The organism is Halomonas sp. ND22Bw, assembly GCF_003011945.1.
Classification (GTDB): Bacteria; Pseudomonadota; Gammaproteobacteria; order Pseudomonadales; family Halomonadaceae; genus Halomonas; species Halomonas halophila.
This window is the reverse complement of the sequence record NZ_PXWD01000002.1, coordinates 228,229-243,361: the sequence shown is the minus strand read 5'-3', so window position 1 is coordinate 243,361 and position 15,133 is coordinate 228,229. Positions and strand designations below refer to the sequence as shown.

The window sequence follows — 15,133 nt, the reverse complement described above, 5'->3', positions numbered from 1 at the left end:
CCCGATCGGGCACCAATCCGTCACTGTAGCGCATGACACGGGGCACTGGCGACGCGCCAGTGGTGGCGGAACGTCGGCCAACCGGTCGCCATCTCCATATAATTAAAAGCTAATATTAAGGATCGACCCTCAGGCCATGGCCCCGGGCGGGGCGATGGCCAGCTGCAGGGCGATGGCCGCCATCATCATGCCGATGGCCCCGTCGATGCAGCGCCAGGCCAGCGGCCGCGACAGCCAGGGCGAGAGCAGCGCCCCACCCCAGGCCAGCAGGCTGAACCACAGGATGGAGGCGCTACCGGCGCCGACCACGAAGGCCACGGCGCTGTCCTGCTGGGCCCCGATGGAGGGAATCAGCAACAGGGTATCGAGATAGACCTGGGGATTGAGCACCGTCACCGCCAGCGTCGCCAGCAGCACCCGGGCGATGCCGGAGTCCCTGGCCGCATCCGCTTCCACCGCCAGGCCGGCTCGCCCGGCGGCGGCCCGATACAGCGCCTGGATGGCCAGCCAGCCGAGGAAGGCCACCCCCAGCCAGCGCAGTGCCGCCAGGGTGCCGGGAAACGCCAGCAGCAGCGTGCTCATGCCGAACATGCCCGCGGTCAGCAGCAGCAGGTCGGTGCTCATGCACAGCCCGGCCGACCACCAGTGATAGCGGCGCCGCACGGCCAGCCCCAGCACGTAGGCGTTCTGAGCGCCGATGGCGACGATGATCCCGCCGCACACCACCAGCCCGGCCATATAACTCTCCAGCATCGATCCTCCCGATCTCCCGGTGATTCCCTCACGGCACCGGGCAATCCCGGGCCTTCGATGGCGCCAGACTAGCCGCGGATCGCTATACTGAAAAATCATCTTCTTAATGCTGCATCAGTTTTGCTTATGATCGACTACAAGCTGCTCGAGGCCCTGGCCACGGTGATCGAGACCGGCGGCTTCGAGCGCGCCGGCGAAGCGCTGGGACTCTCGCAGTCGGCGGTGTCCCAGCGCATCAAGGCCCTGGAGATCCGCCTCGGCCAGCCGGTGCTGATCCGCCATCCGCAGCTGGCCCCTACCCCGGCGGGGCGCCAGCTGCTCAACCACTACCAGCAGGTCCAGCTGCTCGAACGCGACCTGCGCAATGCCCTGCCGACCCTGGACGCCGCCTCGCCACGGATGCGCATCGCCATCAACGCCGACAGCCTGGCCACCTGGTGGGCCGGGACCGTCGCCGACCTGTGCCGCGACGAGGGGCTGCTGCTCGATCTGGTCATCGAGGACCAGGACGTGGGCCTCAAGCGGCTGCGCGACGGCGAGGTGGCCGCCTGCCTGTGCGCCAGCGACCAGCCCATCGCCGGCGCCCGCTGCGTATCGCTCGGCACCATGGTCTACCACCCCTACGCCACCCCGGCCTACATCGCCCGCCACTTCCCGGACGGCCCCACCGAGACGGCCTTCCGCCACGCTCCGGCGATCGTCTACGGCCCTCACGACCAGCTGCAGCACCGTTTCCTCGCCCAGTGCGGCTATCACGGCGCCTTTCCCTATCACCTCTGCCCCTCGTCGGAGGGCTTCGTGCGCCTGGCCACCGCCGGCATCGGCTACGGCATGATGCCGCGACGCCAGGTGGCCGAACTGGAGGACGCCGGGCGACTCGCCAGCCTGGCCCCGTCGCACTGCCTCGAGGTGCCGCTCTACTGGCACTTCTGGCGCCACAGCGGCGCGCTGCTGGAACGACTGACGAGCGCGCTGGGCGAGGTGCAACTAACCTGAGCAGACGGTGCCAGGCCCCGAGCCGGCCGCTGTGTTCTTCTTCCGACGGAGCCTGCCCCACGATCGATCATTCATTCCAAGCCAAAGCCGATAAGGAGGTTCGCATGAAGGTCTACAAGCCCGAATGGCGTTGCACCCTGAGCGTGACCGAAGGCGCGGAAACATCGGCCAGCTGGAAGACTCGCCTCGCCTGGCGACTGAGGCGGCTGGCCGACCGTCTGGACGACGGTGGAAGAACGATCAAGCTCGACTGCCACACCGAGCCCCGGGTGGCCCGGGAGGACGTCGACGACTGCCTCGGCAAGGGCTTCCTCATGGCCCAGGAACTGCTCACCGAACTCACCCAGCAGGCCGCCTGCGAGAACATCATGCGCGATGCCAAGGCGGAACTCTTCGAGCGGGCCGCCACCGATCCCAAGCCCTGAGCGCGATCCGCCGCCCTGCCACGGGCAGGGCGGCGGACGGTCATCGAATCATCATGCTGCACCGCAGCAAGACACGCTACACTGACGGTACCTCCCCCAGAGAGGACCGCCACCATGCCGTCCGACTCCGTGATCTTCGACAGCTACGTCCTGAAATGCTGGGCCGACGCCGCCCGCCTCCAGACCCTCGCCCTGGAGGCCCTGGCCGACTTCCTCGACGCCCCTCGCCCTCTCCGGCAAGACGCCGATCGCGACTGAGCGACAGCCTCCATGCCCTCGCCCTCCGACGCCGGCCAGGCGATGTGTTCCAGCCGCCGAATCCGACACCGCCCGCACACGGCCTAGGGGCGCGCGTCAACCGGCACCATCAGATGCTGATAGTCGGTGCCCTTCCACATCAGGTAGGGGCCGCCGTTGTCGGGATCGGCAGGGAAGGCCTCCAGCAGCGCCGGCGGCCCGATGATCATCAGATGCGGCCCCTCGACCACCCACTGGTTGTCCTCGCTGGGTCCCTCGGCGTACGGGTCCAGGTTACTCGCGCCCTCGTCGCCCGCCAGCATGTAGGCGATGCCCAGGCGCTCCGCCGTGAAGGGCTCTCGGTTCTGCCAGGCCTGGGCCCAGGCCATCCATGCCTCGTCCAGGCACATGGGCGCCCGCCCGCTCATGCTCGGCGGCGTGGGCATGCAGGTATAGCCGTTGTCTCCCTCCTGCAGCACCTCGCCTTGCCAGTCGACCACGGTGGCCCCCTCGACCATGCCCGGCCAGGTGGCGCCAAGGGCATCCTCCAGCAGGCTCATCGACGCCGCTTCCTCGGCCTGCCCGACACCGCTGACGGACAGGCCTGCCAGGGCCAGCCCCGCCAGCGCTCTTCTCGCTATTGCCGTCATCATCGGCTTGCCCTCCCCTCGCTGAACCGGTCGCGCAGCGCATCTCGCTGCCTTCTCAGTCAAGCCAAGGGGGCTACGGCGGGCCACCTGAGACCGGCTCAGTCCTGAAGGATGAGCCATGTCCGTCGAAGGCATGACACGCGGCGGCGACGCCCGTGACAGCCGGCCATATCCCGCCGACAATGCCGAGCCTAGCCTTCGCCCCACGAGGAGTCTGCCATGCCGCTCGCCGTCAGCCTGATCGCCCCATCGTCCTTCACCGCCCCCGAGGCCATCGATGCCGGCCTGCGCGGCCTGGAGGCGCTGGGCGTCGAGGTGCGGTTGGAGACGCCCTTGCAGGCACCGCAGCGCTACCTGGCCGGCAGCCGCGCGCACCGCCTGGACCAGCTACACGACGCCTTCGGCGACCCCGAGACCCAGGCGGTATGGGCGGTGCGTGGCGGCTACGGGGCCGCCCAGCTGATCGACGGCATCGACTGGCGTCGCCTGGCGCGCTCGAACAAGCCGCTGATCGGCTACTCGGACGTGACGGTGCTGCTCGACCACTGCCACCGCCACGGCGTGCCGGCCATCCACGGCCCGGTGGCCAAAGCCGCCGCCGGCATGCTCGAGGGAAGCGACGACGAACGACGGATCGTGCGCCAGCAGTTCGAGGAGACCCTGGCGCTGATCGCCGGGCCGACCGTTCTCGACTACCCCATCGCGCCCTGGGCGGACGCGCCGACCACCCTCGAGGGGCCGGTCGTGGGCGGCAATCTCGCCACCCTCGCCAGCCTGGTCGGCACGCCCGCCGGCTTCCGCGCTCCGCCCGGCTCGCTGGTGATCCTCGAGGACGTGGGCGAGCCCTACTACCGCCTGGAGCGCGCCCTGTGGCAGCTGGTGCACGGCGGCGCCCTGGACCGCGCCGCCGCGGTGTGCCTGGGCACCTTCGAGGGCTGCCGGCCCTACGGCGACACGCCGCTCGAGGCCATCGTCGCCGAGACCCTGGCGCCGCTGGGCCTGCCGCTCTACACCGGCCTGCCCAGCGGCCACGGCCTGCACAACCGCCCCTGGCGTTACGGGGCCAGCGGACGCATCGCCGACGGGCGTCTCAGCGTCGGCGGCTGACCCGCGGCGGCTCGGGCCGGGCCTAGACCACCCCGCGCGTGCGCCCGTAGACGGCGCCGATCACCAGCCCGAACACCACGTGGGCGAGCAGCATCGACAGCGGGGCGATCGCCCCGAAGCCCAGGCCGAACAGGCCGGACCCCGCCAGCGGGAAGACCGTGACCATCACCACCAGCCAGCTGATCAGCCCGAAGGCCAGCCCGCGCCGCAGGTGGGTGCGGCCCGGCAGGTAGGGCGTCAGCAGCCCGTAGAGGAAGCCCCAGATCAGCGTGCCCACCGCGAAATGGATCCCCCAGGCCAGCTCACGGCTGTCCGGCGTGTCGAACGCATCCTGCATGGCCAGGTTCATGATCTCGATGGGGTCGTACCAGGGCATGATCCCCGCCGTCAGGCGCAGCACCAGGATCATCGAGACCACGAAGGTGGCCACGAACCCGGCCATCATGCCTCTCATCAACCGACTGCCCATGGTGTCCTCCCGGGAGTCACCCTGTGGCTTGTCAGTATAGGTGCCCGCGGCCCCGTTCGGCGGGCCGCCGACCCCGCCTCGGCGACGCCCCCGGAAAAATAATGCTCGAAAGTCTTTGACCTGAGGCGGCCAGCGTGACACTGTGACGCCAGTTGGTGAGCAAGCAGCATGGTTCCAGAAGCATTCGACTCGTTTCGACCGCCTGTAATTGTATTTCTTGTTGTACCCGCTACTGATCCTGGGTAATACCAGAAACTTTACAAGGCGCTTAGCGCGAGAGGATTTTCAAATGGCTACTGGTACCGTCAAGTGGTTCAACGATTCCAAGGGTTTCGGCTTCATTTCTCCGTCCGACGGCAGCGATGACGTGTTCGCCCACTTCTCCGAAATTCAGGCTGAAGGCTTCAAGTCACTGCAGGAAGGCCAGCAGGTCTCCTTCGACGTGACTCAGGGCAAGAAGGGCCTTCAGGCCTCTAACATCAAGGCCGTCGACTGATCCCCGGATCACGATGACCCGGTGAACCTTCCGGTTCACTAGAAAAGGGCCCGCTTCGGCGGGCCCTTTTCGTTGTGTACGCCCCACCGGTTGCGTGGCCAGCGCGGCGCCGCCGAAGATCCCCCCGCTGCGACGGCTTACGGTTAGCAGGCAAGCCTTATAGAATGATGGCTCATCCTTCGCCGCCAGGGCTCCCATGACGCTGCTGCAACGCCTGCCTATCGACCGTTTCCTGCTGATGCTGATCGCCACCGTCATCCTGGCCGCCCTGCTGCCGATCGACGGCGAGGCCGCCGATGCCTTCGGCTGGCTGACCAAGCTGGCCATCGCGCTGCTGTTCTTCCTTCATGGCGCCCGCCTGTCGCCACGCACGGTGATCCAGGGCATGACCCACTGGCGCCTGCACCTGGTGATCCTGGCCTGCACCTTCGCGCTGTTCCCGCTGCTGGGGCTGCTGATCGGACTGTTCGCCCCCGGCCTGCTGCCGCCGGCGCTGGCCATGGGCATCCTGTTCCTGTGCGTGCTGCCCTCCACCGTGCAGTCGTCGATCGCCTTCACCTCGATGGCCGGCGGCAACGTGCCGGCGGCGATCTGCGCGGCCTCGGCCTCGAACATCCTGGGCATGTTCCTGACCCCGCTGCTGGTCAGCGTGGTGATGGCCACCGGGGATGGCGGCGGCTTCCGGCTAGAGGCCATGGGCGCCATCCTGCTGCAGCTGCTGGCGCCCTTCCTGCTCGGGCAGGTGCTGCAGCGCCGGATCGGCGACTGGGTCCGGCGCAACAAGTCATGGCTCGGCGTCGTCGATCGCGGCTCGATCCTGATGGTGGTCTACCTGGCCTTCAGCGAGGCCATGGTCGCCGGGCTGTGGCAGCGGCTGTCCGCCTCGGACCTGGCGGTGATGGTGGTGGCCGACTGCCTGCTGCTGGCCTGCGTGCTGGGCATCACCATCGCCGCCAGCCGCCGGCTGGGCTTCAGCCGCGAGGACGAGATCGCCATCGTCTTCTGCGGCTCCAAGAAGTCGCTGGCCAGCGGCGTGCCCATGGCCAACGTGCTGTTCCCGCCCCAGACCATCGGCACCATGATCCTGCCGCTGATGCTGTTCCACCAGATTCAGCTGTTCGTCTGCGCGGTGCTGGCCCGGCGCTATGCGCGCCAGGCGCCGGCGAGCGACGCCGCCTCGAGCTGAGGGCCCGGCCGCCCTGCCCCCGCGTCACCGCGCTGCGAAGAACGGAAAAACCCGCCGGATGGCGGGTTTTTCATGCTCGCTCGGCGGGTGTCCCGCCGCCGCTGGCTCGCTCAGGCGTGGGCGTCTGCCGTCGCGGCCGACTCGCCGTCCTCGACGGGCCGCTCGCTGAGGCGCTCGCCCTCGCTGCGACCGATCACGGCGGTACCGACCAGGTCGCCGGTGACGTTCAACGCCGTGCAGCCCATGCCGACCAGGGCATCGATGGCGGTCAGCAGCGCCACGGCCTCGATCGGCAGGCCGACCTGGGAGAACACCGTGGCGATCATCACGATGCCCGCGCCCGGCACCCCGGCGGTGCCCACCGAGATCAGGGTGCCTACCACCACGATCTGCGCCATGCTGGCCAGATCCAGCGACATGCCCGCCACGTTGGCGGCAAACACCGCCGAGATGGCGATGCGGATCGCCGCGCCGTCCATGTTCAGCGTCGCGCCCAGCGGCAGGCTGAAGCCGTAGAGCCCGCGGGACAGCCCCAGCCGGCGCGCCGCGTCCAGGGTCAGCGGCAGGGTGCCGGAGCTGCTCTGGGTGGCGAAGGCGGTGGCCATGGGCGTGCGCGCCTCGCGGAAGAAGCGCCGCGCCGATACGCCGAAGCCCTTGAGCAGGCCGAGATAGACCAGCAGCTGCACGCCCAGCGCCACGTAGAGCACCACCACCATGTCGCCGAGCGACAGCAGCGTGCCGAGGCCCTGCTGGGCCACGGTGCCGGCGACGATGGCGAACACGCCCACCGGCACCACGTGCAGGATGCCGCTCATCACCTTGAGGGTCGCGGCGTTGAGCGCCTCGATCAGCCCGTGCAGGCGCTCGCCCAGCTCGGCGTGAGCCTCGGACTGGCGCAGCCGGGCCACGGCCAGGCCGAACACCAGGGCGGTGAAGATGATGCCCAGCAGGTTCTGGTCGGCGAAGGCCTCGACGATATTGGTCGGCACGATACCCAGCAGCACCGAGAGGATGCCGGGATTCTCCGGCACCGACATGGAACCGGCGCCCTCGAGCGTCATGCCCTCCCCCGGCGACAGCAGGCTCGCCACGGCCAGCCCGACCACGATCGCCAGCGCCGAGGTCACCAGGTAGTAGAAGAACACCTTGCGCCCGATGCGTCCCAGGCTGCCGCTGCGGCCCTGGTTGACGCCGGACATCAGGGTGAACAGCACGATGGGCAGGATGATGAACTTCAGCAGCCGCATCAGCAGCTCGCCCAGCGGCGCCAGCGCCTCGCCGACGGCGGGCCCGCCGATCAGGCCGACCGCGGCGCCCAGCACCAGGGCGACGGTGACGCGCAGGATCAGCGAGCTGTCGCGATAGACACGCCACAGGGGTAACAGGAAAGTGAACATCTGGACCTCTTAGGAAACGATAAGCGCCGCGGACCATAGGCCCACGGCGCTCGGGGTGCAAAGATCAGATGGTTAGGAACTTATAACGTCCTGCGTCTTGTGCGCGAAGTCGCTGGCGTCGTGGCGCTCGTGAAGCTGCGTTTCCGGCTCGCCGAAGGTGCGGTTGACCATGCGGCCGCGCTGCACCGCCGGGCGGGCATCGATGGCCTTGGCCCAGCGCAGCACGTGCTCGTACTCGTGCACGCTCAGGAACTCGGCGGCGTCGTACAGGCGCCCCAGCACCAGCTGGCCGTACCAGGGCCAGGCGGCCATGTCGGCGATGGTGTACTCGTCGCCGGCCAGGTAGGGCGACTCGGCCAGGCGCCGGTTCAGCACGTCGAGCTGGCGCTTGGTCTCCATGGCGTAGCGGTCGATCGGGTACTCCAGCTTCTCCGGCGCGTAGGCGTAGAAGTGGCCGAAGCCGCCGCCGACGAAGGGCGCGCTGCCCATCTGCCAGAACAGCCAGTTCATGGTCTCGGTGCGGCCGCCGAGATCGCCCGGCAGGAACTCGCCGAAGCGCTCGGCCAGGTAGAGCAGGATCGAGCCGGACTCGAACACCCGGATCGGCTCGGCCGGGCCGTGATCGACCAGCGCCGGGATCTTCGAGTTCGGGTTGGCCTCGACGAAGCCGCTGCCGAACTGGTCGCCATCGCCGATGCGGATCAGCCAGGCGTCATACTCGGCGTCCTGGTAGCCCAGCTCGAGCAGCTCCTCGAACATCATGGTGACCTTCACCCCGTTGGGCGTGCCCATGGAGTAGAGCTGGAACGGATGCTTCCCGACCGGCAGCGGCTTGTCGTGGGTCGGCCCGGCGACGGGCCGGTTGACGCTGGCGAAGGTGCCGCCGCTGGCTTTTTCCCAGCTCCAGACCTTCGGCGGGGTGTATTCGTTGCCTTGACTCATGACGCCTCCTCGATGGCGGGTGATGTCGCACACCCTAGCATGTGGGGACACGTTAGCATCCTATCAACCCAAAAGCGCGAGTCTATCGATCGTCAACGATGCCCAGCCACGCACACAAAAAAACCACCGCCCTCTCGGGCGGTGGTTCTTCGTCTTAGCGGCAGAGCGTGGCGCTGGTCGGGCTTATTTCCCCGCCAGCCACTCCGCGACCTGCTTGGTGTAGTAGCTGACAATCAGGTCGGCGCCGGCGCGCTTGAAGCCGACCAGGGTCTCGAACACCACCTGCTGCTCGTCCAGCGCACCGGCCATGGCGGCGTACTTGATGCCGGCGTATTCGCCGCCGACCTGGTAGGAGGCCAGCGGCAGGTCGGTGCGCTGGCGCAGGTTGGCCAGCACGTCGAGGTAGGGCGTGCCCGGCTTCACCATCAGGATGTCGGCGCCCTCGTCCTCGTCCAGCAGCGCCTCGACCAGCGCCTGGCGGCCGTTGGCGATGTCGAGCTGGTAGCCCTTGCGGTCGCCCTTGAGCTCGCTGTCCACCGCGGTGCGGAAGGGGCCGTAGAACGCCGAGGAGAACTTCGCCGAGTGCGCGAGGATCGCCACCTGCTCGAAGCCGGCGGCGTCCAGGCCCTCGCGGATGGCGCGCACCTGGCCGTCCATCATCGCCGAGGGCGCGAGCATGTCGGCGCCGGCGCGGGCCGCGGCGACGCTCTGCTTCACCAGGTTCTCCACCGTGGCGTCGTTGCAGACGTGGCCGTCCTCGACCACGCCGCAGTGGCCGTGGCTGGTGTATTCGCAGAAGCAGATGTCCGGGATGACCACCATCTCCGGGCAGGCCTGCTTGATGGTGCGGATCATGCGGGCCAGCAGGCCCTCGTCGTTCCAGGTGTCGCTGCCCAGCTCGTCCTTGTGGCGGGAGATGCCGAACGGCATCACGTAGCGCACGCCCAGCGCGGCGAGCTCCTTGATCTCGGCCTCGACCATGGCCTCCGGGTAGCGGACGATGCCCGGCATGGCGGACACGTCCTTGGGCTCGTCGATGCCTTCCTCGATGAAGATCGGATGCACCAGGTCGTTGAGGGAGAAGTCGTGCTCCCGGACCAGATCACGAATGGCCGGCGACTGACGCAGCCGGCGGGGACGACGCAGGGGGGAGACTTCGAGTTGGCTCATGTTCATGGTTCCGCTTGTCGGCCCCTCGCGGCGCGCCTCGGCGCCGCGGCAGGGCCTGGGAATGATGGGTCAGGCGTCTACGCTAACATGGCGCCCGGTTAGCGCCCTATCAACTGCGACCCTTCGCCCCACCCGGGGGTGTGCGCTGGGAGTCGGCCGGCTCAGGCTATTCGCGCACCAGCCGCGTCAGCCGCACATCCACGGTGAGGGTGAGCGAGGTCAGTGCCGCGGCCCTCTCGCGCCCCTCGGCGCTGGCGCGATGCAGGTGCGGCGTCATCGCCAGCAGGTCGGCGATGGGCTCGGCGCCCTCGAGCGCGATGGTATAGCGCAACGTCTCGGTGGGCTTCCGCGTGAAGCCCTCGGGCGCGGCCTCGTCGTCCTCGCGGGGCGGCTTCACGCTCGGGTAGATGATCTCGCGCAGCTCGCGCAGGTGGTCCGGCCCGGCCTCGACCATCAGCAGCTCGCCGCCCGGCTTCAGCACCCGGGCGAACTCCGGATAGACGGGAAAGCCGAACAGGCACAGCACGCGGTCGAGGCTCTGCGCCTGCACCGGCAGATGGGCATTGGTGCCCACCACCCAGGTGGCGGCCTTCTCGCGCTTGGCGGCGGCCAGCACCGCCCACTTGGAGATATCCACGCCCAGCAGCGACAGCGTGACCGCCCCGCCCTGCTCTTCCACCATTCCGGAAAGCTCGCGCAACGCTCGTAGATAAAAGCCCTCGCCGCAGCCGGCATCCAGGCAGCGCAGCGTGCCGCCGGCCGGCGCTTCCGCCAGCACGGCCCGGCCGACCGCCTCGGCGATGGGCCGATAGTGGCCGGCCTCGAGGAAGCGCCGCCGCGCCGCCACCATCTCCTTGCTGTCGCCGGGATCGCGGGAGCGCTTGTTCTGCACCGGCAGCAGGTGCACGTAGCCCTGGCGGGCGATATCGAAGCTGTGCCCGGCCGCGCAGCGCCAGGCGCCGTCGCGACGCTCCAGCGGGTCGCCGTCCAGCGGGCAGGCCAGCGCCTCGAACGATGTGGTGCTCATGGGTCGCCCATCCCCTTTCGTTGCTGCGTTCATTGCGCGCGGCATGACGTGCTCATGCCGCGGCGGTGTTCACGGTCGCGCCATCGAGCCCTGCCCGATGGCGCGCTGGGCGACATTATACGCGGGCGGCCAGCCTTCCGACGGCGGCGACGGTATCGTCGCGCTCGGCCCCGGTCGCATTGGGCATCAGGGTATAGGCGACGGCGATCACCGCGCCGCGATCGCCCGGCCAGGCGATGCCGATATCGCTGGCGTTGCCCACGCCGTTGGTGCCGGTCTTCTCGCCCACCAGCCAAGACGACGGCATGCCGGCGCGCAGCCGGGCGTCGCCGACCTTGCCCTCGATCATCCAGGCCGCGAGCTGGTGCCGCGACGACGGCGACAGGGCATCGCCCAGCAGCAGGATGCGCAGCGTCGCCATCATCGCCAGCGGCGTGGTGGTGTCGCGCTCGTCGCCCGCGTGGTCGTGGGTGTTCAGCTCGGGCTCGACGCGATCCAGCCGGGTGGTGTCGTCGCCGATGGCGCGCAGGAAGGCGGTGACCGCCTCCGGCCCGCCGACGCTCTCGATCAGCGCATTCGCCGCCGCGTTGTCGCTCCAGGCCACCGCCGCCTGGCATAGCTCGGCGACGGTGAGGCCGGGCTCGCCCAATCGCTTCTCGGTGATCGGCGTCCAGCCGACGAGATCCCCCTCTTCGATCACGATGCGACGATCCAGCGTCTCGCGGCCCTCATCGACCCGGGCCAGCACCGCCGCGGCGATAAAGAACTTGCCGGTGCTGTTGAACAGGAACCGCTCATGACCGCGGTGGCTCGCCACCGCGCCGGTGGCCACGTTCATCAGCGCCACGCCCACCCGGTCGTCGGCCGAACGTTCCAGCTCGCCCAACTGCCGCTCGAGATCAGCCGCCTCGGCGGACGTGCTGGACGCACTAGCAAACGCCGGCTGGCCAACGGCCAGCATGGCGCCGGCGGCGCTTATCGTCCCGAGGACCTGGCGGCGTGAGAGGGTCGGCATGGTGGGGCTCCTGGGTGGGGTCGGCAGAAAGGGAGCAAGCAGAGTAGCCGTGCGACTTCACTGGAAGCAAAAAAAGAACCCGCCGTGGGGCGGGTTCTTTTAGGTAGAATTAGGAGACCTCCCCGATTGGTTCCGGGCAACACTACGTCCTACTCATTCGTCAGATTCTTTAACCTTGAAGAAGCTTATGTCATTTTTTATGAAGCGGCAGCCCCAATAGAACAAGATCAAAGGCAACCAGACTATCAAAGCAATCCTCATCGGACTATTTGGAATGGCGACGATCAAGGCGAATATCAGACCGAGCACACTAACAACAACTGCTTTACGATCTCTTTTCGTCATTTTCCCAGAACACTTTTCATCTAGGGGAGCGATTAATTAGTACCTGTCCTCATTTCAGCCGGCACCCAAACACCTCAGCGTGCCGCCGGCGGTTGCTTCCGCCAGCACCGCGCGGCTGACTAGTAATTAGGGATCTGCCCCCAATTGGTTCAAAAATCAATATTCCACATATTCTGGACTCCAGTGTCTCAAACTAAACTTAACTATCTTTCCCTCTCTAGCATCTATTGATTCCTCATCCCACTTACCATCATTCAAAAACACCTCAAGCTCATTCTGAATTTTGTATGGTGCCTTGGAGAAATACCTCAAACTCTTAACCTCTATCCCATTATTACCTTTTGATGAGTTAGCTGAAGCAGGGTCAAAAGTCAAATTACCAAGTCGGTGCATATAATGCTCAACAAATTCAGAATCAATTTCAGGCATCACCGACTCTTCTTTGACAATCCCGCAACCCTTTGGATTTTGAGAAGCAATGTGCTCAACAGTTAAACGCGTTCTACTGCCTGAATTGCGATATTCTTCTTCAGACATGTTGGCGCATATAGGCTGCTCATTCCCCCTCAAATAATTCTCATACTTCCACATCAAGTAACTCAAGTCTCTAGAACTCATAAACTGATAGAAATCAGCATACTGCAAATGCTCTTTGAATTTTTTCTTAGAGGAAAACCTCTCAACAAGCTCTACTAACTTATCGCATAAAGGCTCAAACTTGCCGGAAAAATCCCTAGCCATAGCGAACAGACGCGCTTGCCCTGTATTCGATCTATTCTGTTGCAATGCAAACACTCGAAAGCTGAAAATCTCAAGCAACTTACAAACAGAACCAAACTTACTCTTACCCTTGGACTCATCGTACTTATATGTCTTAAGAAGCAATGGATTGAAATTACCTAATCTTTCCAGACAAACAAGGTCTCTGTATTGAGACAACTCGCTCCTCAACAGCTCTCGCATGACCCTAAAGCTTTCTTTTAGCTCCCGACTAAACCTATCAATAAACTCTAAAGCTTCAACTTTCTCTCCCTTTCTTATCAAGGGATTTAATATCTTTCTGACATAACTTACAGGCTGCTGATAATCTTCTTTTTCTCTCCAGGACTCAAAAGCAATGCAGTGGTATTGTAAGACAGCGTCCTCATCTAATTTGCCATCAAACATCTCCAAATCTCGAAACACATCAGTAAACCTTTCCTGTACAGACTTGAGATATATTCCAGCATCATCGCCCGCCGCCAAGTATGTTTTATACATTAAAAAACTTTTAATCTTTTCTAGGTTGGTCAATCCTTTACCGCGATCATTTGTAGTCTCGAATATCAAAGTTGCTTCTGCCGAGTCTTTTACTGAGTAAGTTAGAACCTTCGTAGACTCATCAAGCTTAGACTTAAATGCAATTAACTCATCACTATCAGAAGCCTCCAACCTTTTCATGAAGTAGCGCTTTGCACTATAGAGGCGGCGTTGCGATGGCGTTTCAATGAAAGAAAACCCATCATCATCGCCTAATATATAATTCTGGAAAAAATCATTATCTGGCGATATTGCTTGCAATTTAGGGCGATTCTTATTTTTTACATATGTTTCATAAGCTAAATCCAACCCATTTTCCTCGAATTCTTCATCACCAAGCCTTCTTTGCAACTCAGATAGAAGAACCTTCATAAAGATAATAATCGTTGTAATGCGCTGCTGCCCATCTACCACATCAATAAGATCAAAACCAGACTGTTTATCGCCTTTTTCCTGAAAAAGAATCGTCCCTAGAAAATAGTCTCGCCCTAATGACTGACTCTCCACGTCTTCCACAAAGTCTGGCAACTGCCTAGACTCATCCCAAGCATATGCTCTTTGATAATCAGGTATATTAAATATCTTTCTACCATCAAACAATTCTTTTAACGTTTTTTGACCATTTTCCATTTACCAACCCTTACTTCACATGAATTTATACTTTCAACCAACAGAGAACAGGCCTTATCAAAAAGGCCTGTTAAAAAATCACTAGATCACCATCCGGCTATCATTGATTAGAGTCTGTCCACAATTGGTTTCCCCGCTTTCGTTTTTTCGAATTCAGACGATTCATCGTATTTCCTAGGTCCTAACGCCGCCAGCAGGGGCTGGAGCACGCAGGGCGGAAGCCCCTCTGGCTGGCTTTGTTATGAGTTTTCACTTTCTTGGCGCTGCGCTTCATACCAACGCTCCCGCTCTTCTCTTTCCTCTTTTCGGTCATCGCTGGAATACACATCAGCTTTAACCCTCTTGAAGCCGCTAACAATATGACTAACATCTTTTTGTAGCTTTTCAAGACTATTTGCAATTGCATACAGGTTTGGCTTTCCAAGCTGATACCTGCCTTTGATTTCACTCATATCTATTATTATTTCGTCTGAGTATTTCTTCCCGGTAGCACTTTTATATTCAACCTTAAACGACAGAACAGACGCTGATTTACCCTCGAAGTCTTGTGTTGTTTGCGTGTAGGTGGAATACACGTTTTGTCCTGGCCCAAAATGACGAAGGCCTGTTTTGAAGAAATTAGACTCCGTGAACTCGGTTAATAGTTTTTCGGCTGATTCACCACCAGCGATCACGCTTGGCTGAAAGGTAAGATTACTTGCGGGGCCAAAACCAATATTCTGGATGTTTAGACGTATTATGTGAATTGCAAAATCAAAGCTTTCTAGCGTGATATGGATTTTTGGCTCTGTTTGAACCTCTCGCATCTTTCTAGTTTCGGACACCAAAATTCCTGTAAGAATCGCATATACAACTGTTGATAACGTAACAACAGCTGTGAATATCACCGTCAAAGCATCTGAATGCTGCTTTAAAGACTCAAAAATTTCAATCAAGCCGTAACTCCTTTCGACTCATAACGACCAAGCTGTGCGGCGCAAACTAAGCGC

Annotated in this window: 16 protein-coding genes; 6 read left to right on the top strand and 10 right to left on the bottom strand. The window is 63.1% G+C overall.

Annotation, left to right across the window (positions count from 1 at the left end):
• Positions 1-129: 129 nt before the first annotated feature.
• Positions 130-753, bottom strand: a complete 624-nt coding sequence (locus tag CVH10_RS03980) for a LysE/ArgO family amino acid transporter (protein WP_106487881.1) — start codon at positions 751-753, stop codon at positions 130-132.
• Between the two features lie 126 nt (positions 754-879).
• Between CVH10_RS03980 and CVH10_RS03975 the strand changes: the two genes are divergently transcribed.
• The 3 genes from CVH10_RS03975 to CVH10_RS25565 all read left to right on the top strand — a co-directional run bounded on the left by CVH10_RS03975 (position 880) and on the right by CVH10_RS25565 (position 2,432).
• Positions 880-1,749, top strand: a complete 870-nt coding sequence (locus tag CVH10_RS03975) for a LysR family transcriptional regulator ArgP (RefSeq protein ID WP_035597628.1) — start codon at positions 880-882, stop codon at positions 1,747-1,749.
• Between the two features lie 104 nt (positions 1,750-1,853).
• Positions 1,854-2,174, top strand: coding sequence for a hypothetical protein (locus CVH10_RS03970; RefSeq protein WP_106487880.1), 321 nt, complete (start codon positions 1,854-1,856; stop codon positions 2,172-2,174).
• 114 nt (positions 2,175-2,288) lie between these two features.
• Entirely contained in the window at positions 2,289-2,432 is a 144-nt protein-coding gene (locus tag CVH10_RS25565) for a hypothetical protein (RefSeq protein ID WP_181244349.1), read from the top strand.
• A gap of 83 nt (positions 2,433-2,515) precedes the next feature.
• On the opposite strand, the gene CVH10_RS03965 is transcribed toward CVH10_RS25565, so the two are convergent.
• A complete protein-coding gene (locus CVH10_RS03965; protein WP_219924675.1) occupies positions 2,516-3,064 on the bottom strand; it encodes a hypothetical protein in 549 nt (182 codons plus the stop codon).
• 216 nt (positions 3,065-3,280) lie between these two features.
• Here CVH10_RS03965 and CVH10_RS03960 point away from each other — a divergent pair, with 216 nt between their 5' ends.
• Positions 3,281-4,168, top strand: a complete 888-nt coding sequence (locus CVH10_RS03960) for an LD-carboxypeptidase (RefSeq protein WP_106487879.1) — start codon at positions 3,281-3,283, stop codon at positions 4,166-4,168.
• A gap of 22 nt (positions 4,169-4,190) precedes the next feature.
• Here CVH10_RS03960 and CVH10_RS03955 read toward each other — a convergent pair whose 3' ends face one another.
• Positions 4,191-4,613 (bottom strand): DUF6789 family protein, encoded by a 423-nt coding sequence (locus CVH10_RS03955; RefSeq protein ID WP_106487878.1) that lies wholly within the window; start codon positions 4,611-4,613, stop codon positions 4,191-4,193.
• Between the two features lie 313 nt (positions 4,614-4,926).
• On the opposite strand from CVH10_RS03955, the gene CVH10_RS03950 reads away from it, so the two are divergent.
• Both CVH10_RS03950 and CVH10_RS03945 read left to right on the top strand, forming a co-directional pair.
• Entirely contained in the window at positions 4,927-5,133 is a 207-nt protein-coding gene (locus CVH10_RS03950; protein WP_106487877.1) for a cold-shock protein, read from the top strand.
• A 196-nt stretch (positions 5,134-5,329) separates the two neighbouring features.
• Complete coding sequence (locus CVH10_RS03945) at positions 5,330-6,319, top strand: bile acid:sodium symporter family protein (protein ID WP_106487876.1); 990 nt, start codon at positions 5,330-5,332, stop codon at positions 6,317-6,319.
• Between the two features lie 110 nt (positions 6,320-6,429).
• On the opposite strand, the gene CVH10_RS03940 is transcribed toward CVH10_RS03945, so the two are convergent.
• The 7 genes from CVH10_RS03940 to CVH10_RS03905 all read right to left on the bottom strand — a co-directional run bounded on the left by CVH10_RS03940 (position 6,430) and on the right by CVH10_RS03905 (position 15,079).
• Complete coding sequence (locus CVH10_RS03940) at positions 6,430-7,716, bottom strand: dicarboxylate/amino acid:cation symporter (protein ID WP_106487875.1); 1,287 nt, start codon at positions 7,714-7,716, stop codon at positions 6,430-6,432.
• Positions 7,717-7,788: 72 nt separating this feature from the next.
• Positions 7,789-8,658 (bottom strand): glutathione-dependent disulfide-bond oxidoreductase, encoded by an 870-nt coding sequence (yghU, locus tag CVH10_RS03935; protein WP_106487874.1) that lies wholly within the window; start codon positions 8,656-8,658, stop codon positions 7,789-7,791.
• 183 nt (positions 8,659-8,841) lie between these two features.
• A complete protein-coding gene (gene hemB, locus CVH10_RS03930) occupies positions 8,842-9,828 on the bottom strand; it encodes a porphobilinogen synthase (protein WP_035597663.1) in 987 nt (328 codons plus the stop codon).
• Between the two features lie 166 nt (positions 9,829-9,994).
• A complete protein-coding gene (locus CVH10_RS03925) occupies positions 9,995-10,855 on the bottom strand; it encodes a putative RNA methyltransferase (RefSeq protein ID WP_106487873.1) in 861 nt (286 codons plus the stop codon).
• Between the two features lie 115 nt (positions 10,856-10,970).
• Complete coding sequence (bla, locus tag CVH10_RS03920) at positions 10,971-11,870, bottom strand: class A beta-lactamase (RefSeq protein WP_106487872.1); 900 nt, start codon at positions 11,868-11,870, stop codon at positions 10,971-10,973.
• 501 nt (positions 11,871-12,371) lie between these two features.
• Positions 12,372-14,144, bottom strand: coding sequence for a DUF262 domain-containing protein (locus CVH10_RS03910; protein ID WP_106487870.1), 1,773 nt, complete (start codon positions 14,142-14,144; stop codon positions 12,372-12,374).
• A gap of 239 nt (positions 14,145-14,383) precedes the next feature.
• The gene (locus CVH10_RS03905) at positions 14,384-15,079 is read right to left on the bottom strand and encodes a hypothetical protein (RefSeq protein WP_106487869.1); all 696 of its coding nucleotides are present in this window, start codon (positions 15,077-15,079) and stop codon (positions 14,384-14,386) included.
• Between the last annotated feature and the right edge of the window lie 54 nt (positions 15,080-15,133).